Origin of the sequence: Sorangium sp. So ce426 (assembly GCF_051475585.1) — a bacterium.
In the GTDB taxonomy this organism is placed as follows: domain Bacteria; phylum Myxococcota_A; class Polyangia; order Polyangiales; family Polyangiaceae; genus Sorangium; species Sorangium cellulosum_B.
In genome coordinates this window covers 1,064,241-1,090,359 of sequence record NZ_CP150341.1, presented here as the reverse complement: position 1 = coordinate 1,090,359, position 26,119 = coordinate 1,064,241, and the positions used below count along the sequence as shown (strand labels likewise).

Sequence of the window (26,119 nt, the reverse complement as noted above, 5' to 3'; positions counted from 1 at the left end):
GCCAGGAGGCTTGAGCCGCCAAGCCGCGATGCCCGAGGCGCCAGAGTAACCGCGCTACGCTGCGCGTGCGCGCCCCGGCCTTCAGGCCACCAGGCGGAAGCGGGAGAGCGGCATGCCGTACACCCGCTGCGACCCCTGCACGTCGACTTCCGTGATCTCGAGCTCGGGGTTCCCCACGCCGCCGCAGAAATAGTGCATCACCGACCTGGGGTCGTAGGCCGTGAGGTTGATGGTCTGCGACGTATCCTCCCGGAAGCATTCGGGCGGAGCGCCGCTCCGGATGTGCTCATGCCGGAAGCCGAGGACATGACCCAGCTCGTGCCGGAGCACGCCGACGGGGTTGAACCCGAGCGAGGGCGAGAAATAGGAGGGATTGATCAGGATCTGCCTTCTCCCGACCGGGTCGTTCGGGAAGAAGGCCGCGGCGATGAAATCCCCGCCGGAGAGGTTGAGCCGCACCGGGAACACGACCTCCGCGGGGCGGCTCGTGCTCCCGTCGAGCTCGGCCACGTGGTGGAACGACACGCCGCAAGTCTCCTCCCAGTCGCGCGTGGCCGTCAGCATGTTGGCGCGCACCGTCGCGTACTGGCTCTCGTCACGGAAGGTCGCCCTGAGCACGCAGTACGTGATCACGAACCCCGGACGCCAGCGCACCGGCCTGCCGTTCTGCAGGATGCCGACCAGCCCCTCCCCTCCGGGGCCGGCGTCCAGGTTCGGCGGCTCCACGTTGGCGGCGTGAGGCACGTAGTCGGCGAGCTGCTCCTCTTCGAGCAGGAGGTCGCCCTCCGCGACATACATCAGCTTCCCATCGAGCTCGAACGTGGGGAGCCTCGTCTTGAGCTCCCCTACCTTCTGCGCGATGGCCGGATCGGTGATGGCCATGGCGATTCTCCTTGGCCCGGAGCACCCGGGCTCTTGGGTGATGGTTCTGGTTCCTATCGCGTGAGACCGCGGATCACCTCCTGAAGGTGTCCGGGCAGCTCAAGGAAGAGCGCGCGGCTGAGCGGGTCGGCGCTCTCGGGCGCGGAGCCGCGGACGAGCGCGTCGATGAGCAGCTCCTCGCGCGAGCCGAGCGTGTCTCCCCGCACGAGGTAGAGCGTTTGACCTTCGATCTCGATGCGATAGCGCTCCTCGGTGAGGCGGAAGCGCTCGGACCGGTCGAGGAGCGCCCGCAGCTCGGGGTGAGCCTCCAGCAACGAGGGTTGCGGCGGCTCCCCGGCCAGATCGCTTTCATATCGACCCCGGCGCGGCCTCATGGCAGCGGCACCACGATCGCATTGTTCCAGCCGCACACGAACAACCTCGGTTCGAATGCGAGCGCGTCAACCCGCAGCTCGTACACGGCGGGGAACACGCCGGGCAGCGTCAGGTCGACCTCGAACAGCGGACCAGCGCCGAGCGTCACCGGCTCTCCGGAAGGGCTGGACGCGACGAACCGCACCTCGCCCGGTTGATCCAGGGCGAAGAACGCGCGCAGCCCCGCAACCTTGAGCGCCGACGCCGGCCGGGCTGCCCGCACCGTGATCGCCTCGGCGAAGGACAGCCGTCCTTCCAGGCGCGACACGGAGACCGACCCCATGTGCTGGACAGACACCTTCACGGTATCGCCGGGCTTCGCCTCGTTCCGCGCGGGCCACACCAGGGTGGCCCCCGCCTGCCGCCTGCGGTCGAGGAACGCCGATTCCACCGTATCGAGCAGGAAGCTCGAGAAATGTCGGGCCTCCGGGGACAGCGTGGCCGGCAGCTCGCTCCGCGCCTTCCAGGCCTTCTCTCGCAGCGCCTGGTCGTGCTCGTCGAGCGGGTCGAACGCGGTCGGCGCGGTGCACAGGAAGTCGAACAGCGGCTCCACGTTCGCCGCGCGGAAGAGGACGGGCGACGACCAGCTGGGCGGGTACGGCTTCTGCGCGAACATCTCCTCGCGTCCCGCCCGCACGGCCCGCTCGACGTCGCCCGGGCTCTGCTTGAGCAGGCTGAGGACGAACGCCTGGAGGAAGCGCTCGGCGTCCGCCACCTCCAGCCGGTGACGCATCCCGATCGCGCACTGGACGCCGGACTCGCCGTGGATCAGCGAGTGCGCCACGTTCTGGTTGCCGCGCATCCACTGCGGCAGCCGCTCGCGCAGCGCCTCGCCCGCCGCGGTCATGCAGCCCGCGAGCACCACGACCGGCACGGGCCGGTTCAGGAGCTCGCTCCGGAGCTGATCGGCGCGGATCGGGTTGGCGAAGTCGCTGCCGTCGAGCTCGAACAGGAGGACGCCGATCGGGGGGAACCCCTCGAACCCGACCTCCTGGAGGTCGCCGTGCCCCAGGTAAACGAGGAGATCGTAGCGCGCTTTGCGCAGCTCGGCGCGGAAGGCGTCGTAGGTGACGGGCCCGCCTGCGCCCGCCTCGCTGCTCAGCACCGTGACCTCCACGACGTCGGCGAGCCCGCACCCGCGCGCGATCGCGACGATGCGATCGCGGATGGGCAGCACGGGCGGCACGTCCCCGCCGAGGTCCTTCGGGTTCGTGCGGACGAGGAGCACGCGGAAAGGCCAGCTCCAGCGCAGCGCCTGCGGCGCGGCCACCCCGCGGTGGCGCTTGTACGAGTGGACGATCCCCCGTACAAAGGGGTGCAGCGCGAGCCGGTCGGCGTCGAGCTTGAGCAGCTCGAAGGGGACGTCGTGCAGGTACGGAAGCACCGCCGGGTGCGGCCGGAAGACGATCCGGAAGGGCTGAGTCGCCGCGTTCACCGCGGTGCCCAGGTGGCCGCGGAGATCGCTCTGGAGCAGCCAGCCGGTGACCTGCTCGGCCAGGGACTCGATCATCTGCTCCGACCCGTAGCCGCTCCGCAGCTCGTCGAGCTCCGCGGGCGGGAAGCTCGGAAAGGGCCGTTCGAGCTCGTCATCGATGGGCGCGAGGTGGAAGGCGTGGACGCACAGCCGCAGGTGCGAGCCCCCTCCAGGCTCGATGTCGACGACGAACTCGGGGTTTCTCATGGCTCCGTGTCCTCGGACAGCGATTGCTCGAGCGCCTCATCGAGGGCGGCCTGCCGCTGGCCCTCGCGCTCGATGAGACCCTTGCCCGGGAACTCGAGCCCGAGCGCCGCGTAGCGGGCCTCCAGCATCTTCGCCGCGTCGAGCAGGTCGCGGGAGCACGAGAGATCGGCGGTCACCTGCGCCGGCGTGAGCGGCACGTCGCCCTCCCGGATTTGCCCCGCGCTGAGCGTCGGCCACGTGGGAGAGCGCCGCGCGTCGTCGCCCTGCCGGGTGAACTGCCGGCCGAAGCGGTGCCGGAGGAACAGGACGACGGGCGTCAGGAGGGGGCGCTGCGACGCCGCCATCATCGCGTCCTCCACGTCGAGCGACGCCGCGAGCCGCTCGTAGAACGCGCGCCAGAACTCGCGGCACACGCGGGGATGCATGGGACCGAGCTGGGCGGCGATCGTGGGGCCATCGCCGCTCTGGTGGCCGAAGCGCGCGAACGCGTGGTACACGGTGGGCATGCCGCCGTAGCCCACGCGAGGCGTCTCCGGCGGGGTGAGCGAGAGGATCGTCGCGCTCGACCCGCGCAGCATGGCGGTGAGCTCCAGGGGCGAGAGCGTGTCGTCGTTGTCCCCCGAGAACTCGAGGAGGCCCTCCAGGCCGAGCGGCGCCACGCCGTCGGCCACCACGTGGATCACCTCGAATCCCGCCTGGATCGCCGCGGAGAGCGCGTTGCGCGCGTCGTCCTCCTCGATCCAGGAGACCTCGATGCTGGAGCCCAGGCCCTCCAGCGCCTCGGAGAGCGAGGCGGGCGCGCCGCCGGTCGGGTCGACCACGGCGACGCGCAGCGGCTGTCCCTCCCGCAGGGAGAGCGGCGGCACGACCCGTCCCGGGATCCCCCGCACGATCGAGAGAAACGGCGGGCGGCGCACGCCGAGGAAGAGGATCTCCCAGGGAAGCTCCTCGAGCTCGGGCGATTCGGCCGACCACCAGATGCGCAGCCGCCGGGGCGCGTGCGGCCGGAGCCGCAGGATCGCCCGGAGCCCGCGGGAGATCGACCTGATGAGGCGGCGACGCAGATCGAGCAGGCCCTCCTCGCCCCCGTAAAAGATGCTCAGATACTCGGCGTAGCTGAGCCAGGCGACGGAGATCTCTTCATGGCCGATGAGCGGCAGCCCCGCCATCTCGGGCGGCGGCGGCGCGCCGCCCGGCTCGACCGCGCCGGGGTCCCCGAGCAGCAGAGAGGAGATATCGAGCTTCGTGTAGATCCACGCGTGGTAGCGCCGGCACACGCGGCGGCCGGTCGCGCGCGGCGTGACCGGCTCCGCGGGGTAGAGCGGGGCGATGCGGACGAGGATCTCTGGATATCGAGAGAGCTGCGCGCTCGGCCTCGTGGTCATCCGCCATCTCCGGCGAAGTCGACCGACCGCGCGATCCGCGCATAGGACGCGGCGCGCTGCGGCGACAGCGACGCCGCGCCCGCCAGCATCGGCGGCCGCGGGATCGCGGCGAAGAACTCCATCGATCGCCGCTGGACGGCGCCGAGCTCGACCGGCGACGGCGCCGAGGCGACCACGAGCTGCGCCGCGACCGGCACGAGGCGGTAGGGGAAATACGAGGGTTTGTCCGGCGCCGGGCGGAGCTCACCGCTCCTGAGGAAGCGCGCGAGCGCGTCTGCCCGCCTCACGTCGGCCGAGACGTCCGGGTGGAGCTCCCTGAGCGCGCGACCGCCGAGCGCGTCCAGCTTCCTCTCCAGGAACGTGCCCGCGATCGCGCCGAGGTCTCCGAGGAACGGCGCGACCCAGGCCGGCGCGGGCAGCGCCCGCCAGTCCTGCTCCATCTGGTCGGCCGCGCCGGCGAGCGCCGCGACCCCGAGCCGCCGCAGCAGCGCACCGAGCAGCGGGACGCGGATCATCGGGTGCGGGTGAGGATCGTGCCGGTCAAGCTCGCGTTGCTGGCTGCCGGGCGCGAGCACGAGCTGCAGCGACGCGAGCGCCAGCGCGAAGCCGGCGTTGCCGAGGAGGACACCGATCGCGTCGGCGAGGATCTCCCGGGTCCAGCCGAACCAGATCTCCTGCCGGTCGGGCGGGATCTCCCCGTCGGTGCCGAGGAGCAGCGCCCTGGTCAGCTCGTTCGAGAGCGCCAGATCCTGATCGACGTTGTGGCCGACCTCGTGGCAGAGCGTGACCAGGAGCCAGGCGCACTCGGTCTGATCGGCCGGCAGGAGCACGATCGGTATCGGCAGCCGGAGGTCGCGGTAGCTCCGGAGCGAGCTGCGGAGGGCGCGAAGCGGGTTCTGGCGGCTCACGGCGACCGGCCCGTAGTGCGCCTCCAGGCAGACCAGCGGCGGCTCGCGCATCCCCTCGCGGGGGACGAGGCCCCAGTTGCGCGCCTTGTTCATGCACACCTGGTAACACTCGGCGGCCACGAGGTCGGCCGCGTCGAGCGGGGGGGCGAGCGCCGGCTGCTCCCGCTGCGCGAGCGTCTGAGAAAAGATGTTCCACACCCCGTGCGCGCCCGCAATCTCGACGAGGAGCTTGCCGAAGCCATCCGCGAAGTCGGCGTCGGACAGGTCCGCTCCGAGCCGCTCCAGAATGCCTCTCTGGCGCTGGATCAGCTCGTTCATGAGGATCTTCAGCGCCAGCACCTGGCTCGCGTGGATCCCGAAACCTCGCGTGTTCGCCGCGGCGGCCGACTCGTATCGCGCGACGTCGCGCGGGAGCACGTCGATCCGGCGCTGGAGCTCGGCGGTCGCCCTGGCACGCAGAGTGGACACGGCTCCTCCTCTCCAGGTCTGCTTAACGGCGCAGGGCAGGATGTAAAGCCTGCGCTTCCGTTCTCCGACTCTCCCGACGTTGCACGAGCTCGTCAGCATCGTCGTCAGATGAGGGCGCTCGACGCGGGCGGCGCCGGCGCGGGCAGACCGAAGAGCCCTGCGAAGAGCCTCGGTCCTGAATAGGCGATCAAGAACCCGACGGCGACACCGCCCCAGAAATCCTCGATCGCGAGGATGGGCTGCACGTCCCTCTTGCGCGCGAGCAGGACGACCGCCATCGTGACCAGGACGAGCGACACGGCGAGGCTCAAGCCGGCCTCCACGTCGAACGGCGCGGCGCCGCCCCGCGCGGCGAACCAGCCCCCGACGCCCCCGAGCACGGCGCCGCAGATCATGCTCGCCAGCGACGAGCTCACCTCGAGGACGTGCTCGATGGTGTCGACGTTGCTCGCGCCGTCGATCTCGTACTCGACCTCGATGAGCAGCCGGTACGACGCGGTGCGGAACCACAGCGTGCGCCGCGATCGCACGGTGAAGCTCCGCGCCGTCGAGTTCCCGGCCTGGAGCACCGTCGGAGGATCCGGGGCCCACGACGACAGGATCGCGCCCCGGACCGCGTCTGCGTCGTCGCCGCCGAGGAGCCCCTCGGGCGCGGCGCTCCCCTCCTCGCCGTCCTCGTTCCAGGCGCCCGCCGTGGGTCCCCGGCCCCGGAGGCCCGTGCTGTGCCGGAGCGGCGGGTGGAGCGCCGCGAGCCCGGCCTCGCCGCCAGCTCCGCGGAGATCGCGCGCGATCGCGGGCGCTCTCGGCGCCGCGCCGCGCCCGGGCGGGCGGCGCCGCAGCAGCCGCCGGACGGAGCGGAGCAGCCGCGAGCCGACGGAGTCGCCGCCCGGCGCGGGCGCCCGCGCGGCCCCCTCGATCCCGGCGAGTCGGTCCTCGAGCCTCTCGATCCGCTGCTCTGTCCACTGCCGGTCGATATCGATGAGCTCGGCGGGCAGGCTCGTGCTCACGCGGCACAGCGAGAGCGGCGCCTCGAACGGGTTCTGCACCGTGACGAAGAGGGAGAACTCCTGTCCTGCGACCAGCCCGTCCGTCGATGTCGACACCGAGGTCCGGATGGCTCCCCTGAACGGCTTCGCTGGCTCCGGTCCTGCCATGAGCTCGTTGGATGAGCGCACGTCAAGCGGCGTGCCGCGCGCCGCCTCCGATCTCCGACGATCACGCTGGATGACCTCGGCAGGCTGCAGCAGGAGCGCACGCTCCTCATGCTCGCTTCCAGCGGTCGTTCGGGTCCACAGGGCGAGTCGCGCGGGTGCTCACGCAGCGCTTGCAGGGCCTCCGCCTCGCGAGCGATCGGCCGGTGCAGTTCCGGCAAGTCACCATGTTCCGAGGCCCCGTGTCCCTCGATGTCGCCTGGGACGTCGAGGTTCAGGGGTCGAGCGCGTGAGGGACGCGCGGGAACGCAGGTGAGCTCGTGGGCGCGCTGCTACCCTGTCCTGCCGCGGTGGCGGAGAGGTTGAATGTGCCCCGTCAAGCCGGGACATGTCGCGCGGTCGGGGATTGACATCTCCGAGGCCTTCGGATCTCATCCTCGCGCATGATGCGCGAAAAATTCGGACACATCCGAGGATCGGGCGCCAGGCCCAAGCTGGGTTTCATTCTGGGGCTCCTCCTCGTCGCGGCCTGCGGACAGAAGGTGCGAACGTTCGAGTCGTCGTCGAGCTCCAGCGACGTGGGGAGCGGCGGAGGCGGCGGTCATGCGGGCAGCGTCGGCAGCGCGACAGGCGGCGACGAGACCGGAGGCGGCGGCGGGACAGGCGGCGACGGGACAGGCGGCGACGGGACAGGCGGCGACGGGACCGGAGGCGAAGCCCCCCCGCCCCACTGGGATACGTTCGAGCGCGTCGGTCATGACGATCTCGCCAATCAGATCTCGAATTTCCTTCCGCAGGTCGCGGTCTCGGCCAATGGCGATGCGCTGCTCGTGTTTTATGATCAGGACACCGTCTGGGCGCGCCGCTACGTCAAGGAGAGCGACAGCTGGGACCCGCTGCTGCAGGTCAACGACGCGGCCACGAGAGGCGTGAACGCCAGGGTCGCCATCGACGACGAGGGCAACGGGGTGGTCGTCTGGTATTCGTCCTCGGTGGGCGGCGCCGTGTTCGGCAAGCGGTTCACGGCATCGCTCGGATGGCCCGCCGGGTGGGGCACGGTCGAGACGATCGCCGTGGGCACCTCGGGGGTCTCGAAACATTCGACGACGGTCGCGATGACCCCCGCCGGCCATATCGCCGTGGGGATCGACGTGAACACCGTCGACACCTCGGCGCGTGAGGGATACCTGGCCATCTACGAGGGCGGGCAGGGCTGGCAGACACCGGTGAAGGTGTCGGGGAGCACGACCAGCTGCAACGGCACGGCTGTCGGCGTCTCGACCGTGGGCACGACGCTGCGCGCGGTGGCAGCGTGGTACCAGTCGGACGGCGGGCGTCTCAACGTGCTGGGCAACGTGGTCACGTACGATCTGACGACGCACAAGGGCAGCGCGGCAGGCCCGAAGCCGCTGGAAGCGGACGACACGCTCGATCATTTGAGCCCACGCGTCGTGATGGATGGCAACGGGAACGCGATGGTCGTCTTCCTCCAGCGCGACTCGACCTCCTCGGTGTCACACGTGATCGCCAATTCCTATTCAGGGGGCGTGTGGGCCGGAGCCACCGGCGTGGATACCGCGGGCCAGAGAGCGACCGACTACGCGGTCGCGATGAACGCGGAGGGTGACGGGGGCGTGGTGTTCCGTCAGTGCGGCGCCGGCTGCGCGATCTGGGCGCGGCGCTTCTCGGGGACGACGTTCCAGCCAGTCGACAAGCTCTCGGTCGAGGAAGATAGTGTGAGCGGTCCCGAGATCGCCGTGGATGGGGCCGGGCGGGCGCTCGCGGTGTGGACCCAGAAGGCCGCCGCCCTCCGATCGATCTTTGCCAGCGAGCTCTCCCCCGCGCAGGGATGGACGGAGGCCCACGCGCTGGAGGACGACAACGCCGCCGAACACTGGGAGCCGACGGTGGGCTTCGGCCCGAACGGGACCGGGATCGCCGCGTGGGTGCGCGAGACGACGACGAACGACCTCATGCGTCGCACCATCTTCGCCGATGTTTACAAATACTGAGGGCGGCGCTGGGCGACCGCTCCACGAACATCTGAGTCCAGGCGTCCACGGTCCTGGTGGGCCTTCAGCCGAGCTCTAAGAAAGAGCTCTTACGCGCTCATCCGCAGGACAGCGCACGCAGAGGGGCTCAGGACGGGGGCACGTTGATCAGGCGGGCCGCGCACCGGCCGCCCTGGCAGAGGCAGCCGCCGCCGCAATCCATCGTTCCGGGCCGGCACTCCTGCGTGCACATCAGGCCTCGATCACACATCGGCGCGGTCGCCTTCGCGATGCACGCGGCCGCGTGGCAGGCGCACACGGGCACACAGTCTGCGTCGCTCTTGCATGGATCGCTGCCCACGACGATCCGCTCACCCATCGGGGCGGCTTCCGGCGGCGTGGCGGGCTCTTCCGCCGGCGGCGCGTTCGCGCCGGGAAGCGTGTTCGTGCCGGGAGGCGCGTTCGCGCTGGGAGGCGCGTTCATGCCGGGGGGCTCGTGCGCGGGCGCCCTGCACCCAGCGCCGCAGAGCCCCGCGGCCAGGATGACCCCCATCGACCCATCGAGGATGTGTCTCATGTGCGTGCTCTCTCACGGATCGCCACGACGTTCCACCCGGCCCGCGAGCTCACCCTCGCCCGGCGCCGCCCTGGAGCGGCGGCCGGCGGACCACGACAGCCGCCCGGCGGGCTGCCGCCCCCCCCTCGGCCGCCCCGGCGACCCGGGACCCCGGCCGCCCCGGCGGGTCGAAAAAAAAATCGTCGGCCCCATGTCGAGCAAGCCCACCGTGCTCCGACATCCAGGCAAAGCGCGGTCGCGGTGACCGCGCCGCTCTCACCTCACCGCCGGGCCCGACCCCGGCCAGGAGCCCCGATCATGACCACCACGCAGAAGATCAAGACGTGCCTCTGGTTCAGCAACAACGCCGAGGAGGCGGTGCAGTACTACCTGTCCATCTTCAAGGGCTCACGGATCCTCTCCGAGCTCCGCTCGGGAGACGCGGGTCCAGGGCCCAAGGGCTCGCTCGTGATGGCCGAGTTCGAGCTGAACGGCCAGCGGCTCATGGCCCTGAACGGCGCCAACCAGAAGTTCAACGAGACGTTCTCGCTCGTCGTCACCTGCGAGACGCAGGAGGAGGTCGACGAGCTCTGGAGCAAGCTCACGGCCGACGGCGGCGCCGAGAGCCAGTGCGGGTGGCTCAAGGACAGGTTCGGCGTTTCCTGGCAGATCGTCCCGTCCGTCTTGATCCGGCTCATCCAGCACCCGGATCCGGCCAAGGCGGGGCGGGTCATGCAGGCGATGATGCAGATGAAGAAGATCGACATCGCGCGGATCGAAGAGGCCGCCCGATAGGCCCCCTCGTCCGGCCCACCCGAGGTCCGGCCATGGCTCGCCGGACCGGGCCCCTCACGCGAGCGCGCGGATCGCGCGCAGCACCGCCTCGACGTCCGCCTCGGAGTTGAGCAGGCTCGGCGCGACGCGGACGTACGAGGTCGCGTACGGCCCTTCCGAAGGGCGGGATGCTCGGGCGCAGCGTCGGCCAGAGCTCCCGCCTGCCCCAGAGCACGCCGGTGCCCCGCGGCCCGAACATCCATTTGTGACAGCCCGCTGCGAAGAAATCGCAGCCGAGCGGCGCCGCCGGGGCCGGCGAGATCAGGGCGCCGGGTTCGGGTACCGGGCGTGGATCTGCTCGATCTCTCCGAGAACCTCCGCGGCGAGCACCACGCCCGCGCTCTTCACGTTCTCCTCGAGCTGCTCGAGCGTCGTCGCCCCGAGGATGGTGCTCGCCACGAACCATCGGCTGCGCACGAAGGCGAGCGCGAGCGACGCCGGGCTCAGGCCGTGGGCGCGCGCGAGCTTGACGTAGGCCTGCACCGCCTCGTCCACGTTGGGCTTCCTGTAGCGCTGGCCGAAGGTCTCGAACCGGGCGAAGCGCGAGCCCGGCGGCGGCCCGCCCACGTGCTTGCCCGTGAGCAGGCCGAACGCGAGCGGGCTATAGGCGAGCAGCGGCACGTCCTCGCGGCGCGAGGCCTCCGCGAGCGCGGAGTCGAACGTGCGGTTGACGAGGCTGTAAGCGTTCTGGATCGACACCGGCCTGGGGAGCCCGAGCTGCGCCGCGACGCGGCTCCACTGCGCCACCCCCCAGGCGGTCTCGTTGCTGAGCCCGAAATACCGGACCTTGCCGTCGCGGATCACCTCCGCGAGCGCCGCGAGCTGCTCGGCGATCGGCGTGCTCGAGCGCTCGTTCGCCGGATCGTAGGCGCTCGCGCCGAACTGCGGCACGTACCGATCGGGCCAGTGGATCTGGTAGAGATCGATGGTATCGGTCCTGAGGCGCCGCAGGCTGTCCTCGACCGCGCGCCGGACGTTGGCGCGGTTGATCGCGAGGGAGCCGCCGCGGACCCACGGGATCGGGCGGCCCGGCCCCGCGATCTTCGTCGCGACGATCACCTTGTCGCGCGGCCGCTGGCTCAGCCACTCGCCCACGTAGCTCTCCGTGCGCCCCTGCGTCTCCGCGCGGGTCGGCACCGGATACATCTCGGCCGCGTCGATGAAGTTGATCCCCGCGTCGAACGCGTAGTCGAGCTGCGCTCTGGCGTCCTCGAGCGTGTTCTGCTCGCCGAACGTCATCGTCCCAAGGCAGAGCTCCGAGACCCGGAGCTCGCTGTCACCCAGCTGTCGGTAGTGCATGGCTGTCCCGTCCGTTGATTGCCAACTACCACGGGGCAGCGCCAATGTCCAACATAACGGACAACATGTCTTTTATAACGGACCAACCCCTCTCCGCGCTCGATGGCGCCCGGGGACCGGGAGCTCGCCTCCCGCGGCGCAGGGGTCCCCGGTCGCTGCCGCCTCGCAGAGGAGGCCCCTCCGGGCGCGGTCACGTCGTGTCGTCGTCGAGGATCTCGGACGTGGATCACTCGGCCCTGCGGGCCGGTGGCTCCTCGAGGAGGGACGTCAATCGATCGATCTGGATGGGCTTGACGAGGTGCGTCTCGAAGCCTGCCCCCTCGGAGCGCCGGAGATCCGCCTCCTGCCCGTAACCGGTGAGCGCGATCAGCCGAACACGCTCACCCGCCGGCTGCTCGCGGAGGCGCCGCGCGAGCTCGTAGCCGTCCATCACCGGCAGCCCGATGTCGAGCAGCGCGACGTCGGGCGCGAACTCCTCCGCGATCCGGAGCGCGGACGGGCCGTCGGAGGCGACGCGCGTCGTGTACCCCATCGCGCCCAGCGACTCGGCCAGGAGCTCGACCGCATCGAGGTTGTCGTCCACGAGCAGGATGCGGCGCCGGTCGACGAGAGATGGAGTCGCCTGCGTCCCGGCCATCCAGCGCGCCGGCGCGGCCTCGGGCGAGCGCGCGTCCGCCGCGGCCGGCAGCCGGATGGTGAACTCGCTCCCGCGCCCGCGGCCCTCGCTGTCCGCGCTCACGCGGCCGCCGTGCATCGCGACGAGGTTGTGGACGATGGCGAGGCCCAGGCCCAGGCCGCCCTGGGATCGGTCGAGCGCCTGGCGCTCCTGCACGAAGCGCTCGAAGACGCTCGGCAGCATCTCGGGGGCGATGCCGATGCCGTTGTCGCGCACGGAGAGGACGACCTCGCCCTCCACGCGCCCGGCCCGGACGGCGATCTCGCCGCCGCTCTCGGTGTACTTCGCGGCGTTCGTGAGCAGGTTCGAGACCACCTGGGCGAGCCTCATGACGTCGCCCTCCACGGCGAGGCCGCTCGAGGGGACCGCGACCGTGAGGTGGTGCCGGCGCTGCTCGAGCAGCGGGCTCACCAGCTCGACCGCCTTGGCCACGACCTCCGCGATCTCGATCCGCTGCTTCTTCAGCTCGACCTTGCCCCGCGTGATGCGGGAGACGTCGAGCAGGTCGTCGACGAGCGCCGTCAGGTGCTTGATCTGGCGCTCGATGACGAGCCGCTCGCGCTCGGCGTGCCCCCCGGCGCGGAGGCGCATCAGGTGGAGCGCCGTGACGATGGGGGCGAGCGGGTTCCGCAGCTCGTGGCCGAGCATCGCCAGGAACTCGTCCTTCGCGCGGTTCGCCCGCTCCGCGTCGCGCCGCGCGTCCTCCGCGCGGCGCAGCAGCTCCTCGCGCTCCCGCGCCGCCTCCTCGAGCTTCTTTCGCGCCCGCACGTACTCGGTGACGTCGAGCGCGACGACCAGGATCCGGGCGACGGCAGCGCCCGGCTCACGCATCGGGTGCAGATTGAAGCTCCAGTACAGTTCTTCTCGCACGCCACGCCCGCGATCGAGGTCGAAACGGTAGCCGTGGGTGACGAACGGCTCGCCGCTCGCGAAGACCCGGTGAAAGACATCGAGGAGCGGCGAGCCGACGATCTCCGGGAAGGCTTGCGCCAGCGTGCGTCCGATCACGTCGCGATGGCCCACCATGGCCACCAGGTAGGGGTTCGCCATCTCGATCACGTGCTCGGAGCCACGGTAGACGGCGATCCCGACAGGCGCCTGCTCGAACAGCGCGAACATCTTCCCGCGCTCCCGCTCCGCGGCCCGCCGGTGCTCGGCGAGCTGAAGGTGCGTCGCGACGCGCGCGATGAGCTCGCGCGCCGAGAACGGCTTCACGAGGTAATCGTCGGCGCCGGCCGCCAGCCCCTCGACGCGGGACTCCTCGCCCGCGCGCGCCGAGAGCATGATCACCGGCACGCACCGCGTCGCCGGATCGGCGCGCAGCCCCCGGAGCAGGCCGAAGCCGTCGAGGCCCGGCATCATCACGTCGGCGACGACGAGATCCGGCGGCGACCGCCGGGCGCTCTCGAGCGCGGCCGCGCCGTCGCTCACGGCCTCGACGGCCCACCGCGCATCGAGGATGCGCCGCACGTACAGGCGCATGTCGGCGTTGTCATCGGCGAGGAGGATGCGCGCGCTCGGGCCGAGCGGGGCCGCGCCGTGGTCGGGCTCGACGCGATCGCCCGAGGCGGGCGCCTCCGCGACGAGCTGCCACCGCAGCGCCTCCTCGACGTAGGGCGCGGCGCCGGTCGCCGCCGACGAGAGCGCCTTCTCGAGGCGGACGCGCTCCGCCGGCAGGTGCGCGGACCCGCGCGGGATCGCGATCGTGAACGCCGTCCCCTCGCCCAGGCGGCTCTCCGCCCGGATGCTGCCGCCGTGCAGGCGCACCAGCTCGTGCACCAGCGCGAGCCCGATCCCGGAGCCCTCGTGCGTGCGCGCGCGCGCCCCCTGGACGCGGTGGAAGCGCTCGAAGAGGTGCGGCAGCTCGTGCTCGGGGACGCCGGTGCCCGTATCGCGCACCACGAGCTCGACGTGGTCCCCGCACACGCGGAGCGCCATGGCGATCTCGCCCTCGAACGTGAACTTCAGGGCGTTGGACAGCAGGTTCAGCACGATCTTCTCCCACATGTCCCGGTCGACGAAGACCGGCTCCGGGAGCTCCGGGCAGTCCACCGTGAACGCGAGCCCGGCCCGCTCGCTCGCGGCGCGGAACGCGCTCGCGAGATCGGCGGTGAGGCAGGCGAGGTCCGTGGGCTCGTAGGACGCCTGAGCGCGGCCCATCTCGAGGCGGGAGAAGTCGAGCAGCGCGTTGACCAGCTTGAGCAGGCGCAGCGCGTTGCGGTAGGCGAGCGAGAGGTGCTCGCCCGAGAGCGCGCGCTCCGGCGACGCGAGCGCGTCCTCCATGGGGCCGAGCATCAGCGTCAGCGGCGTCCGGAGCTCGTGGCTCACGTTGCTGAAGAACAGCGTCTTCGCGCCGTCGATCGCGGCGAGCTCCTCGGCGCGCCTGCGCTCTTCCTCGTAGGCGCGCGCGTTCGCGACGGCGGTCACCACCTGATCGGTGATCAGCCGGAACAGCCCGCGGTACGACTCGTCGAGCAGGCGGCGCGGGCTGACGCCGCCGATGAGGAAGCCATACGGGCGAGGTTGGCCCGGCCGCGAGAGGGGCAGGACGAGCGCCTGCTCCGGCGCGCTGCCCCAGCGGCCGCCGGGCAAGGCGCCGAAGCGGGCCGCCAGATCGCCCACGAGGATCTCGCCGGAGGCGCGCGCCGCCTCCGCGAGCGGCCAGGTCGAGGTCCGCTCATCTCGCTCGTGGAGGGAGACGCGCGCCGGCTTCGCCGCTCCCTCGTACCCGTCGAGCCCGCTCGCGCCGACGAGGCGCGCCTCGCCCGTGTCGCCGTCCAGGAGGTAGAGCAGCGAGAACGGCAGATCGGCGTCGTTCGCCGCGAAGATCTCCACGGCTGTGCAGCACGCCTCCTCGGCGGACTTCGCCTGGGCGGAGCGCGTCGCGAGATCGCGCAGCATGTGGAGCTGGCGCGCGTCGAGCACTTGCTCCGTGGTCTCCTGCACCGTGACGAGGACGCCGGCGACCCGCTGGTCGTTGCCGGGTATCGGGCTGTAGGAGAACGTGAAGTACGTCTCCTCGACGAAGCCCCGCCGATTCACGGGGAGCATGAGGTGCTCGCTCCACGTCGCGGGCCCGCCGTCGAGCACGCTCTGCGTCATCGGGCCGATGACGTCCCAGATCTCGGCCCACACCTCGGCCGCCGGGGCGCCCATCGACGCAGGGTGTTTCATGCCCAGGATAGGCCGATAGCCATCGTTGTAGATGTGCAGCATCTCCGGCCCGAGCAGCGCGAGCATGGGGAACCGATTGCCCAGCACGAGGCCGACGACGGTCTTCACGCTTATCGGCCATGTCGCGACGGGGCCGAGCTTCGTCTTCGCCCAATCGATCGAGCGCATCAGGGCGCCCATCTCGCCGCCCCCGGCGAGGCAGTCCTCGTCGCTCGCGTCCAGGGCGCCGCCATCGGGCGAGGGCTCGACGACATCTGGAGACTTGTTCCGTATGCCGGCTGGCCGCATGCAGCGCCATGGTGGATGAAATCCACGGCTTTTGCCACCGGGACACGCGCGCGCGGCCCAGGCGCCGCCGGCCTCGAGCCGCCCCGGCGGCCAGGACGCGGGCGAGCGCGGCGGTCGCCAGGGACGCCGCCCCCTCGCGCCGCGACGTCGCCTCACTCGCGGAGCCGCGTATCCGTGTTGTAGCCGCGCGGCGCGAGGGGCGAGAGCCGCTCCAGCCAGATCTGCTCGAGCAGCGTGAGCTCGTCCGCCACGGAGATCCCCGGCTCGTCCTTCTGCTGCACGACCTCGAGCACCTCGAACGTGAAGGCGTCCGCGCCGTGCTGCTGCCAGTCCCGCTGGAGAGCCTGGTTCTGGTGCGCGCCGATGGACAGCGCGAAACGGTGCTTGTTGAGCGGCCCATGGAGGTTCGTGCTGCTGCCGAGCAGGACCTTGCCGTTCACCGTGTTCTTGACCTGGAAGATGCCCGCCTGCTTCGGGGTCTCGAGGTACTTCCGCTTCATCTCCTTGCGCGTTTCCATCGTGCTCCCTCTCGCCTTCTTCGTCCCTGACCCGGGCGTCTTGCTCTCCGCCTCGGGTGTCGTGTCCTTCGCCTCGGGTGTCCTGGTCTGTTCCGCGATCAGCTCGTAGTGCAGGCCGTCGCGCGTCATGTATCCCTCGTCGACGAGCATGCGCCGGATCGTGCAGTGGTCGGGATACAGGGTCTGGATGATCTCGTTCACCTCCTGCTCGCGGTAGCGCCGGCCCGCCTGGAACTTGCCCAGGAACTGCTCGAGCACGATGCGCCGCTTGCGCCATTGCTTCGGCATCTGGACCAGCACGCCCCCGCGGAAGAAGGCGCGCATCACCTGGCTCCGGGCTCGCTCCGCGCGCCGCCGCGCGGCGCCGTCGGCCGCGGAGGGCAGCGAGACGAGCTCCTTCAGCGTGAGGCGGAGCAGATCGTCGCGCAGCGCATAGACCAGGTAGTACTGGGTCTTCTGCTTCGTCACCAGCCCGGCCTCGTCGAGCTTCCGGAGGTGGAACGAGACAGTGGAAGGCGCGCGCCCCAGCCGCTCGGCCAGCTCCTCGGCGCAGTGCGGCCGCTCGATCAGGGCGTTCACCACCTGGAGCCGCGACGCGTCGGCGAGCGCCTTGAGCACGCCGATGCGCGCCTCGACGCCCAGATCGCGCGCCGGGGGATCTGATTCGACAGTCATCGAACCGAATCTAGGCGGCGCTGGGGCGCCGTCAATCTGTTTCGACAGCCATCGAACCGGAACCTCGCGGGACGGCCGCCTGAGCCCTGTCTCCAGGAGATCAAGGCGAGCGGTGCTGCGTGACGGTCATGGACGGGCGCTGGCCGACGACGTCGAACCACCGCGAAAGGCCGCTCCGGCCGCTCCGCCACGCCCGATCCGGCCAGCGGAAGTCGAGGTAGCCGAGCGCGCAGGCGACCGAGATCGCGCCGATGTCCGCGAGCGCTCCCGACAGCGTGCCGGCGTCGCGCTCCAGCCTGTCGAGGCTGGCCTCGATGGCAGCCGCCTGGCGCTGCATGACGCTGCTGGATCGCTCATTGGATGGGCGATGTTCGTCGGCGAAGAGGCGCCCGGCAGCAGCGCTGATACCGTCCGCGATGCCCTGGCGGAGCAGGGCGCTCCACCGCGCCTCTCCCGGCGCCGGATACAGCCCGCCGGCCGCGAGGTGATCCAGGTATTCGCAGAGGAGCGCCGACTCGAAGAGCACCTGCCCGTCCCCCAGGACCAGCGTCGGGACCTTGGCCAGCGGGTTCAGCGACCGCAGCGCCGCGTCCGACCAGGGATTGACCAGCACAAGGTCGATCCGGTCTCCCAGCTGCAGCTCGTGGGCGGCAACCCGCACCTTGCGAGCAAAGGGGGATGTGGGAGCGTAGAAGAGCTTCATGGAGAACAGCTCCCGACGAATCTCCTCATTTGTTGATATCTTTAGCAAAAAAAAACTGAACAGGGAGGCGGGGAGACGGGGAGATTGTTGGGATTTCAAGGCGGCGGCCAGCGGACGCCGAGCCCCTGGTGCGGCGAGTCGGCGCTCAAACGGACGTCGTCCGCAGGGGCCGGCAGCGCGCGCCACACGTCGGAGTGCTGATCGGGCTGCTTGCCCTGGCTCTCGGCGAGCGCCTCGTAGAGCGCGCCCTGGTGGAGGACGTAAGCGCCCTTGGGGTACGTCACGGCGCGCTCATCCGGGCTGAGCGTCGCGCGGTCGGTCCACCACTCCAGGCGCCGGTAGTCCTCGTCGAGGCCGCCCCCCATGAAGTCTCGGAAGCGGACCCGCTCCACCGCGACCGTCGGATTGTCCTCGGCCTGCACGCTGTCGAAGAGCCACTTGATGAACGGATAGGGCCCGTCCACCTGGTTGCCCTTCAGGATGTGCGGGTTCGGCGAGTTGCTGCCCACCGCGAAGACCTGCACCGGCTCGTCCACGTCGGGGTACACCTCGCCATAGTTGAAGTGGAACCCGAGGAAGACGTTGCGCTCGAAGCGTATCGTGGCGCCGGTGTCCACCGCGTGCGTGTACACCCCGCTCAGCGACGTGTCGGCGAAGTAGTTGTCCGTGAACGAGACCGTGTCCGACGGCGAGCGCGGATCGCCGTCCACGCGCGTCGGGAACAGCTCGACGAAGAGGTCGCCCGTCCCGATCACGACGTTGTGGTGGAAGCTCGAGCTGCCGTAACGCTGGCCGAACTGCACGTTGCCATCCTGGTAATGGTCGAACGCCGACCGCCACCGGACCGCGCCCGGCCCGATGACGTTGTGGTGGATCTCGCAGTCCGAGCCGAGCTGCCCGACCTGAAGCGCCTCGGTGCCCGTGCGCAGGAACCGGTTATCGTACACCTCGAGGCGCTCGAACGCGTGCTGCGGCTGCGCCTGGGTGCTGCCGAAGTAGATCCCCTCCGAGCCGACGTCGTGCACGTAGAGGTCGTGGATCTTCACGTTGCGCATCGTGGCCTGCCCGTCGTCGTCGGTCTTGGCGACGATGCCGGCGAACTCGGCGCGCGCGACCTCGAGGGTATCCAGCTCGAAATCCGACGCTCCTCCGCCGATGGCCAGCCCCGAGAGGCCCTCTTTGCTGAACGCGTCGTCGATGAAGATGCCGTACGTCCCCTGGGCATGGGCGAACGCGCCCTCGGCGTGCCCCCGGAACCCCTCATCGCCGGTCTTCGAGACAGGGTCGTGGCGGCCCGTCAAAATCCAGCCCTTTCCGCCCTTGATCACGAACACGTAGTTGGCGGCGTCGCCCCCGACCTCGACCTGTCCGCCGAGGTTCGTGATCACGAGCGGGCGCTCCGCGCTCCGCTCGGGCAGGCCGCCGAGCAGGATGCTCCGGTAGCGGCCAGCCGGAATGTAGAGCCGGTCGAGCGCGCTCCAGTCGACCTCCGGGAACGACCCGGCGAGATCGGGATAGGCGATCTCGGGGAGCTTCCCCTCCCTCGGGGCCGGCTCCGGCAGCGTGAAGGTCGTCGTGGGCTGGCCGAAACGGCCGTAGGCCGGGACGCCCGGCGTGGAGCCCCCCGCGCCAGGCGACGAACCACCGGCGGCGCCCGCGCCCGACGTGGAGCCGGAGGCGCCGCCCGCGCCCGGCGTGGAGCCGGAGGCGCCAGCGGTGGACTCCCCATCATCGCCATCGCCGCCGCACGCCGCCATCGCGACGAGCAGGACACCTATCCTCGCGCCTTGCCGCATTCGCAGGAGGATACGGCATCCGCCGGGCACACCGCGCCGAAAGCCGCGCACCGCGCGCCGGCGCGTGGGAGCTGGTGCTCAGATCCGGGTGGACATGATACGAGCTGCGCCGCCCAGCAGCGCTTCCCTCCCGTCAACCTACGCGTCCGGCGGTGTGCGCGCCGTCGTGCTCTCGCCGCCTCGCCTGCCGGTAGCCGAGGGGGCTCACGCCGTGGGCGCGCGCGAAGGCGCGCCCGAACGCGGGCTCGCTGTCGTAGCCGACGCGGGCGGCGACGAGCTTCACCGGGAGCGTCGTCTCGCCGAGCAGGACCGCGGCGCGCTCGAGGCGCAGCCGGCGCACGTGATGGCCGAGCGGCTCGCCGAGGAGCGCCGTCGCGCGCGCCGCGAACGCGGATCGCGAGAGCCCGGCCGCTCGCGCGAGGTCCCCGAGCTCCCACGCGCGCTCGGGCGAGGCGCGCACCCGCGCGAGCGCGGCCGCGATCGGCTCGTCCCGGAGCGCGTCCCGCCGCGGCAGCGACGCCGCGGGGTCGCGCAGCGCGCTCGCGAAGAGCGCGTGCGCCCACGCCTCGCCGACGGAGCGGCGCAGCGCCGCCGACAGGGCCGGGCCGGCGAGCAGCGCGAGCGTGTCGTTGAGCCAGCGCGCGAGCCCCGGCGTCGCGCCCGCGACGTGCACCGCCGGCGGCAGCAGGGCGACCCACGGGGCGCCCGCCGCGTCGACGTGCAGGTCGACGACCACGAGGCGCGTCTCCGGCGGGGCCTCCGTGGCCAAGGCGTCGTCGGCCACGGCGCGCATCCCGCGGCAGAGGGCCTCCGGGTGCGCGAGCGAGGTCGTCGGCCGATCGCGGATGGCGTGCTCCTCGGCGCGCGGCAGGAACACGAGCTCCCCCGCGCCGAGCGCGAGCCGCCGGCGCGCGACGTCGATCCACCCGCCGCCGCCGAGCGCCGCGTACACCCGGGCGGCGGCGCGCTGCGCCGGCTGCCGCTTGCCCCAGCGATCGCCGAGCGCGAAGCGCCTCACCTCGGCCTCGCGGAGCACGACGCTCCGGGCCAGCTCGTCGAACGCGGCGGACATGGCGCGATCGACTCTACAACACGCGGCGGGCCGCGCCACGCCGGCGCGCACGCCCCGCCGCGCGCGCGGCGCCGGCCGTGGACCGTGGACGCGCGGATCGGGGAGCCGGACGCGCGGCAATCGCGGCGCGCCTACGCTGGCCTCGTCGACACGAAAGGAAAGGACATCCCATGACGCACCCCCTGCCGCATTCCCGGCCGCTCGACGCCGCGCAGGCGCTCGACGCGCTCCTCGATCTCATCGGCCGTGACCTGGAGCGCTGGCTCGACCTCTTCGCCGACGACGCGACCGTCGAGTTCCCGTATGCGCCGGCGCTCGGCGCGCCTGCGCGCCTCGAGGGCAAGGCGGCCATCCGGCGCCATTTCGAGGGCATCCTCCAGAGCTTCCACGGGCTCGAGTTCAAGGACGTTCGACGGTATCCGACGACCGATCCCGACGTCGCGCTCGCCGAGGTGCACGGCTCGGCGACCATCGGGCCCGCGCGCAAACGCTACGAGCAGGACTATGTGATGATCGTCGCGACGAGGAACGGCCGAGTCGTGCGCTACCGCGAGTACTGGAATCCAGCGCCCGTCGTCGAGGCCTTCGGCGCCGAGCTCGACGCGCATCGCGAGGGGGCGTCATGAGGGCCCGCGCAGGCAGCGATGGGCCGCTCGTCCTGATCACCGGCGGGACGGGCACCACCGGGCGAGCCGTCGCCGCGCGGCTCGCGGCCGCCGGCGCGCGCGTCCGCACCGCGAGCCGGACGGCGCCCGCCGCTCACGACGGCGTGGAGCACGCCCGCTTCGACTGGGCCGACGCCGCGACGCACGAGGGCGCGCTCCGGGGCGCCGATCGCGTGTACCTCGTGGCGCCCGCGATGGTCGAGGATCCCTCGGCGCTCATGCTGCCCTTCGTCGAGCGCGCGCTCGCGAGCGGGGCTCGCCGCCTCGTCCTGCTCAGCGCGTCGCCCGTGGCGGAGGGGAGCCCCGGGCTCGGCCTCGTCCACCGCGCGCTCCGCGAGCGCGCTCCAGAGTGGACCGTCCTCCGGCCGTCGTGGTTCATGCAGAACTTCATCGACCCGCGCCACCCGCACGCGGCGGCGATCGCCGGGCGAGGCGAGCTCACGACCGCGACGGGCGGCGGCCGCGTCGGCTTCGTCGACGCCGACGATATCGCGGAGGTCGCCGCGCGCGCGCTCCTCGACGGCGCGCCGCACAACACATCTCACGTCATCACCGGCCCGGAGGCGCTCAGCTACGATGACGTGGCGGCCATCGTGTCCCGCATCGCCGGCCGGGCGATACGCCACGTCCGCGCCGGCGAGGAGGACGCTCGCGCGTACCTCGTCAGGGCGGGTATCCCATCGCCCTACGCCGCGTTCCTTGTGAGCCTCGACCTCGCCATCCGCGACGGGGCCGAGGACCGCGTCACCGACGTCGTTCAGCGCGTGACAGGCCGCGCGCCCCGCGCCTTCGCCGACCTCGCGCGCGCCCACGCGCACGTCTTCCGTGGAGAGCCGAGCGCGCGCCGCGGCGGCCCGTCCGCGTAGCGATATCGCGCCGCCGAGCCCGCTGCATCAAGCCGACAAGCGAGCTCCACGACAACGCACCTTCACGCTCTCCTGCCATGTGCCCGACCCCACCGCGGCGACGACATCCCTCGTCGCGCTCCCCGTTCTCCTGTAACCTGAGCAGCTGCGGGCATGCAGCGCCTTCGCGGACACCGCACCTCGGCGCTCGTCGGGCCGGACAAGTCAAGGTCGAAGCACGACCGGGGGAGAGTGGCGATGGGGACGAAGGACAGCGTGGAAGACTGGCATGACGTCCTGGACAACGAGTTCGTCCACACGCGCTGCTTCACGAGCTGTATCTCGGAGACGGGGTATGAGCAGCTCGAGAGCGAGATGCTCCGGGGGCGCCGTGCCGGGTGAGCGGGCGCAGGCGATCCTACGCTACATCGAGCAGCTCAAGGAGGGAGACGCGGACGCGGCGCTCGCCGAGGGAGCGGACCCTGGCGACGATCTCGGCGCGATCGCGGCGGCGCTGGGGGAGCTCGGGGATGCGCTGAGGGAGCGGGAGGAGCTCGTCCAGATCGCCCAGGCGGCCGCGGCGAGCAACCTGAGGCGGCTCGACGACCTCGCGCAGGAGCTCTCGCGCACGAGGGCCCTCAACGCGGAGCAGCAGGCGACGATCCGCACGCTGTCGACGCCGATCATCCAGGTCTGGGAGGGCGTGCTGATGATGCCGGTGCTCGGCGCGGTCGATGTCTGCCGGGCGGACCAGATGATGCAGGGGCTCCTCGGCGCGGTGTCGAACACCCATTGCAGGGTGGTGATCATCGATCTGACCGGCGTCGACTCCATCGACGCCTCGCTCGGGAACATCCTTCTGTCGCTGGTCCGCGCGGTGGAGCTCCTCGGGGCGCGAGGGATCATCGTGGGCATCCGGCCCGACGTGGCGCGCGGCCTCCTCGTGGACGGCGTGGACATGTCGCGGGTATCCACCTTCGCGCGGCTCCGCGACGCGCTCGTCCTCTGCATGAAGCAGGCGCCGCGGCGCGCGGGCCAGCTCAACTGACGCGGCGGGCGACGCGCCGGGCGACGCTGGACGCGCGTCACCCGTGCCAGAGCGCCTTCGCCCCGTCGGCCATGAACTGCACGGCGATGGCGGCCAGGATGAGGCCCATGACGCGCTCGAGCACGGCCATGCCGGACGCCTTGAGCGCCCGCTGCACGAGCCCCGCGCCGCGCAGCACGAAGTAGGAGGCCACGAAGGTGATGGCGACGCCGGCGAGCACCAGCCCCATGGCCACGGGGTCGTTGCCCTCGCGCGCCATCAGCACCATCACCGTGGCGAGGGCGCCCGGCCCGGCGAGGAGCGGCATGGCCAGGGGCACGAGCGCCACGTCCTCCTTCGCGATGCCCTCCTGCTCCTCGGACGGGGTGGTGCGCGTCGCCGAGGAGCGGGCGCGCAGCATGTCGAGCGCCGTGACGAGCAGCAGCAGCCCGCCCGCGACGCGGAACGCGGCCAGCGAGACGCCGAAGACCTTGAAGACGACGCCGCCGAAGAGGGCGAAGAACAGCATGAGCCCGCCGGCGACGGCGCACGCCCGCCGCGCCGTGCGCCGCACCTTCTCCGGCGGATCGCCCGCGGTCATCGTCAGGAACAGCGGCACGATGCCGAGCGGATCCACGACGAAGAAGATCGCCGACAGCGACACGAGGAAGACCGAGACGTAATGGGCCATGCTCATCGGATGCGTCGCGGCCCCCGCGGGCCAGGCCCATCTCCCACATCCCGGGCGGCCGCGCCAGAAATGCCAATAGCGAGGGATTTGCCAGCGTCTTCTCCTGATCTCCGCGCTGCTCAGTCGAGCGGTACAGGCGAGGACGCCGAGGCGACCAGGTAATCGCGCGCGAAGGCCCCGCGCTCCTTCGCGAGGGCGAGCGGGACAGGCCGGTAGAGCAGCGTGGCGGTGACGTTCGCTGTCGCCGAGCAGCCCGCGGGGATCGCGAAGCCGTGCGACGTCACCGCGACGCTCCCCGGCGCGACGCGGTTGTCGCTGGCGATATCGACGGCGCGGTGCTGCGGCGCGTGCCGCGCGCCCGCCGGATCGACGAGCACCTTGGCGAAGGTATAACCCGCGGCGCCGGCGAGCGCGGCCGCGGGCTGGCCGTCGGCGGGCGCCGCGGCGAGCGGCGCGCCGAGGTAGACGATATCGCCGTCCTGCGCGGGGAGCGCGCCGCTCAGGGTGATCGCGCCGCCGCCCGCGGCGACCACCCGCGCCTCGCCGACCGGCGCGCGGATCTCGAGGCCCTTGTCCGCGGCGTCGAGCGACGGGTCCGCGAAGCGGCCGATGCCGGTGTAATCGTCGTAGACGCCGGTCGGGCGGACGATCCGCACCACGTCGCCCGCCCTCGCGCGCGCCGCGCCCTCGTCCCAGGCGAGCTGGGCGCCCGTCAGGGCCGCGCCCTGGCCCACGCGCGCCTCCGCGAGCGCGCCGCCGGTGTCGTTCACCGTCATGCCGCGCGACGGCGAGAGGGGCGCGCCGCACGCCTCCGCCGCGACGAGGAGCACGAGCGCGCGCATCGGCTCCCCGGTCGGAACGGCGTGGCCCGCCGCGCCTCCGGCCAGGGAGACGGTGACCGCGAGCTCGCCCGGCGCCGCCGAGGCGTCGATGCGGACGTCGACCGCGCCCCGGATGAGCCGCGGGGACCCCTCCAGCGGGCCGCGGAAAATATGGGAGCGGACCGTCCCCGCCGGGCGGACGAAGCCGAGCGAGACGCTCGCGTTCGCCTCGTTCGTCACGTCGAGGCTGCTCTTCAGCGAGAGGATCCCCGGCATGTGGCAGGCCTGGCATTGCGTGGCCGGGCGGTTCCAGGAGCTCGCGGCCCACTCGGAGAACGTCTGATGGATCGGGAGCCCGTCGGGCCAGCGGACCGGATCGAGCGCCGCGCCCGGCAGGAGCGCCGCCTGCTTCTGCTCGTGGCAGCCGCCGCAGAGCTCCGAGGCCGAGAACTTCGGCTGGTAGCTGCCGCCCATGAACCTGTTCGGCACGTCCGGCCGCGGGCCGAACATCACCTCCAGGAGCCTCGACGAGGGATCGGAGGAGCTCCTCTCCTGCGGGCGCTGGACGATCAGGGCGCCGGCGACCCCGGGCGGCTTGCTCAGATCGACGTCGCGGATCTTGTGGCAAACGTCGCAGTGGTCGCCCTTCTCGAACGCGACGCCGGTGGCCTCGAGGAGGTCTCGCCCGCCCGCGGGGCCGTCGATCCCCGCAGCATGGCAGTCGGCGCACGCGCCGAACGCCGCAGGGCGCACGGCGTCGGGCAGCGCGGGATCGTCGCACGAAGGCTGCGCTCCCCCGCCACAGGACGGGTTGAGATCCGGCAGCACGCCGCTCCCGAGATAACACCGCATCGCGGCGCCGCCCTCGCTCCCCGGGACGCGTCCGGCCTTCCAGCGCCCGCCCGCGGCGCCGCACGAGGCCTCGTCCGTGTGGGCCATCGAGACCCCGGCGTAGATGGCCTGGAGGAGCGGGCTCCTGGCCGACCGCGCGTGCCCCGACTCGAGGAACTGGGCCACGAGCGTCGTGTGGCAGTGATCGCAGAACCGCGTCGAGTTGTGCGGGTCGCCGTCACCCGGATCGCCGTAGGTGTAGCCGAGCGCGTTGTCCGGCGGCGACGCGCGGCGAATACCGATCTCCACCGGCCCGTCGGGGACGACCTCGAGCTCGATGCCGTCCGTCCGGTATCCGATCTTCGCCGCGACAACGGTCGGCTGGCCCGGGATGTCCCGCGTGATCTCGATGGAGAACGCGCCGTCCGGTCCGGTCACGAGGGCCGGCTCCCCGCCGGCCTGCATCACGATGGCGCCCTCGAGCGGCGCCGCGCCGTCGATGACGACGCCGGTCACCGTGAACGCGTGCGGCAGCTCCTCCAGAGCGCCACCAAAACCCGTGGCCGCGCTCGCGTACGTGGTCGTCGTCACCGGGTGCGCGCCCGCGCCCTGGCCACCACCGCCGTGGCCGCCCGGCGGCGGCTCCCCCGCGCACGCGCCGCCGAGCACGCAGGCGGCGAGCGCCGCCGGAAGCGTGGATGTCCGCAGCCGGGTCAGGGGTCGTGCCGCCGTTCGCATCCCGGGGCTCGCCATCGTAAACCCGGCGCG

The 26,119-nt window shown here is 71.8% G+C and carries 22 protein-coding genes; 6 read left to right on the top strand and 16 right to left on the bottom strand.

The genetic code is table 11. From position 1 onward, the window contains the following. Positions 1-81 precede the first annotated feature (81 nt). The 6 genes from WMF44_RS04075 to WMF44_RS04050 all read right to left on the bottom strand — a co-directional run bounded on the left by WMF44_RS04075 (position 82) and on the right by WMF44_RS04050 (position 6,841). Positions 82-882 (bottom strand): matrixin family metalloprotease, encoded by an 801-nt coding sequence (locus WMF44_RS04075; RefSeq protein ID WP_437297807.1) that lies wholly within the window; start codon positions 880-882, stop codon positions 82-84. A gap of 53 nt (positions 883-935) precedes the next feature. After that, positions 936-1,256, bottom strand: a complete 321-nt coding sequence (locus tag WMF44_RS04070; protein WP_437297806.1) for a hypothetical protein — start codon at positions 1,254-1,256, stop codon at positions 936-938. Further along, positions 1,253-2,977 carry a CHAT domain-containing protein gene (locus WMF44_RS04065; protein WP_437297805.1) on the bottom strand — a complete coding sequence of 575 codons (1,725 nt, stop codon included), beginning with the start codon at positions 2,975-2,977 and terminating at the stop codon, positions 1,253-1,255. The genes WMF44_RS04070 and WMF44_RS04065 overlap by 4 nt, the downstream gene beginning before the upstream one ends. Beyond that, on the bottom strand, positions 2,974-4,362 hold the full coding sequence (locus WMF44_RS04060; protein ID WP_437297804.1) for a hypothetical protein: 1,389 nt from the start codon (positions 4,360-4,362) through the stop codon (positions 2,974-2,976). The genes WMF44_RS04065 and WMF44_RS04060 overlap by 4 nt, the downstream gene beginning before the upstream one ends. After that, positions 4,359-5,738: a hypothetical protein gene (locus WMF44_RS04055; protein ID WP_437297803.1), complete on the bottom strand. Its 1,380-nt coding sequence runs from the start codon at positions 5,736-5,738 to the stop codon at positions 4,359-4,361. Before WMF44_RS04055 ends, WMF44_RS04060 begins: the two co-directional genes overlap by 4 nt. A gap of 104 nt (positions 5,739-5,842) precedes the next feature. Beyond that, complete coding sequence (locus WMF44_RS04050; RefSeq protein WP_437297802.1) at positions 5,843-6,841, bottom strand: hypothetical protein; 999 nt, start codon at positions 6,839-6,841, stop codon at positions 5,843-5,845. Between the two features lie 491 nt (positions 6,842-7,332). On the opposite strand from WMF44_RS04050, the gene WMF44_RS04045 reads away from it, so the two are divergent. Beyond that, positions 7,333-8,901, top strand: a complete 1,569-nt coding sequence (locus WMF44_RS04045) for a hypothetical protein (RefSeq protein WP_437297801.1) — start codon at positions 7,333-7,335, stop codon at positions 8,899-8,901. A gap of 127 nt (positions 8,902-9,028) precedes the next feature. On the opposite strand, the gene WMF44_RS04040 is transcribed toward WMF44_RS04045, so the two are convergent. Further along, complete coding sequence (locus tag WMF44_RS04040) at positions 9,029-9,457, bottom strand: hypothetical protein (protein ID WP_437297800.1); 429 nt, start codon at positions 9,455-9,457, stop codon at positions 9,029-9,031. Between the two features lie 297 nt (positions 9,458-9,754). Between WMF44_RS04040 and WMF44_RS04035 the strand changes: the two genes are divergently transcribed. Beyond that, the gene (locus WMF44_RS04035) at positions 9,755-10,231 is read left to right on the top strand and encodes a VOC family protein (protein ID WP_437297799.1); all 477 of its coding nucleotides are present in this window, start codon (positions 9,755-9,757) and stop codon (positions 10,229-10,231) included. On the opposite strand, the gene WMF44_RS04030 is transcribed toward WMF44_RS04035, so the two are convergent. The 7 genes from WMF44_RS04030 to WMF44_RS04000 form a co-directional block, all read right to left on the bottom strand. Further along, positions 10,167-10,532, bottom strand: a complete 366-nt coding sequence (locus WMF44_RS04030; protein WP_437301526.1) for an aminotransferase class V-fold PLP-dependent enzyme — start codon at positions 10,530-10,532, stop codon at positions 10,167-10,169. The two genes, WMF44_RS04035 and WMF44_RS04030, sit on opposite strands and share 65 nt — an antisense overlap. After that, complete coding sequence (locus tag WMF44_RS04025) at positions 10,532-11,569, bottom strand: aldo/keto reductase (protein WP_437297798.1); 1,038 nt, start codon at positions 11,567-11,569, stop codon at positions 10,532-10,534. Before WMF44_RS04025 ends, WMF44_RS04030 begins: the two co-directional genes overlap by 1 nt. Before the next feature lie 226 nt (positions 11,570-11,795). Continuing rightward, positions 11,796-15,707 carry an ATP-binding protein gene (locus tag WMF44_RS04020; RefSeq protein ID WP_437297797.1) on the bottom strand — a complete coding sequence of 1,304 codons (3,912 nt, stop codon included), beginning with the start codon at positions 15,705-15,707 and terminating at the stop codon, positions 11,796-11,798. A gap of 152 nt (positions 15,708-15,859) precedes the next feature. After that, on the bottom strand, positions 15,860-16,900 hold the full coding sequence (locus WMF44_RS04015; RefSeq protein ID WP_437297796.1) for a metalloregulator ArsR/SmtB family transcription factor: 1,041 nt from the start codon (positions 16,898-16,900) through the stop codon (positions 15,860-15,862). 100 nt (positions 16,901-17,000) lie between these two features. Next, on the bottom strand, positions 17,001-17,603 hold the full coding sequence (locus tag WMF44_RS04010; RefSeq protein ID WP_437297795.1) for a glutathione S-transferase N-terminal domain-containing protein: 603 nt from the start codon (positions 17,601-17,603) through the stop codon (positions 17,001-17,003). A 95-nt stretch (positions 17,604-17,698) separates the two neighbouring features. Further along, positions 17,699-19,399 carry a right-handed parallel beta-helix repeat-containing protein gene (locus tag WMF44_RS04005; RefSeq protein ID WP_437297794.1) on the bottom strand — a complete coding sequence of 567 codons (1,701 nt, stop codon included), beginning with the start codon at positions 19,397-19,399 and terminating at the stop codon, positions 17,699-17,701. Positions 19,400-19,532: 133 nt separating this feature from the next. Next, on the bottom strand, positions 19,533-20,471 hold the full coding sequence (locus WMF44_RS04000; RefSeq protein WP_437297793.1) for a helix-turn-helix domain-containing protein: 939 nt from the start codon (positions 20,469-20,471) through the stop codon (positions 19,533-19,535). A gap of 170 nt (positions 20,472-20,641) precedes the next feature. Between WMF44_RS04000 and WMF44_RS03995 the strand changes: the two genes are divergently transcribed. From WMF44_RS03995 to WMF44_RS03980, 4 genes are all read left to right on the top strand, one after another. Next, positions 20,642-21,097: a nuclear transport factor 2 family protein gene (locus tag WMF44_RS03995; protein WP_437297792.1), complete on the top strand. Its 456-nt coding sequence runs from the start codon at positions 20,642-20,644 to the stop codon at positions 21,095-21,097. Continuing rightward, on the top strand, positions 21,094-22,002 hold the full coding sequence (locus tag WMF44_RS03990; protein ID WP_437297791.1) for an NmrA family NAD(P)-binding protein: 909 nt from the start codon (positions 21,094-21,096) through the stop codon (positions 22,000-22,002). The genes WMF44_RS03995 and WMF44_RS03990 overlap by 4 nt, the downstream gene beginning before the upstream one ends. Positions 22,003-22,155: 153 nt before the next feature. Further along, entirely contained in the window at positions 22,156-22,383 is a 228-nt protein-coding gene (locus WMF44_RS03985; protein WP_437297790.1) for a hypothetical protein, read from the top strand. Then, on the top strand, positions 22,337-23,029 hold the full coding sequence (locus WMF44_RS03980) for an STAS domain-containing protein (RefSeq protein ID WP_437297789.1): 693 nt from the start codon (positions 22,337-22,339) through the stop codon (positions 23,027-23,029). The genes WMF44_RS03985 and WMF44_RS03980 overlap by 47 nt, the downstream gene beginning before the upstream one ends. 37 nt (positions 23,030-23,066) lie before the next feature. Here WMF44_RS03980 and WMF44_RS03975 read toward each other — a convergent pair whose 3' ends face one another. Continuing rightward, positions 23,067-23,699, bottom strand: coding sequence for a MarC family protein (locus tag WMF44_RS03975; protein WP_437297788.1), 633 nt, complete (start codon positions 23,697-23,699; stop codon positions 23,067-23,069). 119 nt (positions 23,700-23,818) lie between these two features. Beyond that, positions 23,819-26,089 (bottom strand): hypothetical protein, encoded by a 2,271-nt coding sequence (locus WMF44_RS03970; protein ID WP_437297787.1) that lies wholly within the window; start codon positions 26,087-26,089, stop codon positions 23,819-23,821. Between the last annotated feature and the right edge of the window lie 30 nt (positions 26,090-26,119).

Coding starts and splice junctions, on each gene's coding strand:
- WMF44_RS03995 (WP_437297792.1), top strand. CDS start 20,642: ATGACGCACCCCCTGCCGCATTCCCGGCCGCTCGACGCCGCGCAGGCG.
- WMF44_RS04060 (WP_437297804.1), bottom strand. CDS start 4,362: ATGACCACGAGGCCGAGCGCGCAGCTCTCTCGATATCCAGAGATCCTC.
- WMF44_RS03985 (WP_437297790.1), top strand. CDS start 22,156: ATGCAGCGCCTTCGCGGACACCGCACCTCGGCGCTCGTCGGGCCGGAC.
- WMF44_RS04075 (WP_437297807.1), bottom strand. CDS start 882: ATGGCCATCACCGATCCGGCCATCGCGCAGAAGGTAGGGGAGCTCAAG.
- WMF44_RS04040 (WP_437297800.1), bottom strand. CDS start 9,457: ATGAGACACATCCTCGATGGGTCGATGGGGGTCATCCTGGCCGCGGGG.
- WMF44_RS04035 (WP_437297799.1), top strand. CDS start 9,755: ATGACCACCACGCAGAAGATCAAGACGTGCCTCTGGTTCAGCAACAAC.
- WMF44_RS04010 (WP_437297795.1), bottom strand. CDS start 17,603: ATGAAGCTCTTCTACGCTCCCACATCCCCCTTTGCTCGCAAGGTGCGG.
- WMF44_RS04020 (WP_437297797.1), bottom strand. CDS start 15,707: ATGCGGCCAGCCGGCATACGGAACAAGTCTCCAGATGTCGTCGAGCCC.
- WMF44_RS04000 (WP_437297793.1), bottom strand. CDS start 20,471: ATGTCCGCCGCGTTCGACGAGCTGGCCCGGAGCGTCGTGCTCCGCGAG.
- WMF44_RS04015 (WP_437297796.1), bottom strand. CDS start 16,900: ATGACTGTCGAATCAGATCCCCCGGCGCGCGATCTGGGCGTCGAGGCG.
- WMF44_RS03990 (WP_437297791.1), top strand. CDS start 21,094: ATGAGGGCCCGCGCAGGCAGCGATGGGCCGCTCGTCCTGATCACCGGC.
- WMF44_RS04070 (WP_437297806.1), bottom strand. CDS start 1,256: ATGAGGCCGCGCCGGGGTCGATATGAAAGCGATCTGGCCGGGGAGCCG.
- WMF44_RS03970 (WP_437297787.1), bottom strand. CDS start 26,089: ATGCGAACGGCGGCACGACCCCTGACCCGGCTGCGGACATCCACGCTT.
- WMF44_RS04005 (WP_437297794.1), bottom strand. CDS start 19,399: ATGCGGCAAGGCGCGAGGATAGGTGTCCTGCTCGTCGCGATGGCGGCG.
- WMF44_RS04045 (WP_437297801.1), top strand. CDS start 7,333: ATGATGCGCGAAAAATTCGGACACATCCGAGGATCGGGCGCCAGGCCC.
- WMF44_RS04025 (WP_437297798.1), bottom strand. CDS start 11,569: ATGCACTACCGACAGCTGGGTGACAGCGAGCTCCGGGTCTCGGAGCTC.
- WMF44_RS03975 (WP_437297788.1), bottom strand. CDS start 23,699: ATGGCCCATTACGTCTCGGTCTTCCTCGTGTCGCTGTCGGCGATCTTC.
- WMF44_RS03980 (WP_437297789.1), top strand. CDS start 22,337: ATGAGCAGCTCGAGAGCGAGATGCTCCGGGGGCGCCGTGCCGGGTGAG.
- WMF44_RS04065 (WP_437297805.1), bottom strand. CDS start 2,977: ATGAGAAACCCCGAGTTCGTCGTCGACATCGAGCCTGGAGGGGGCTCG.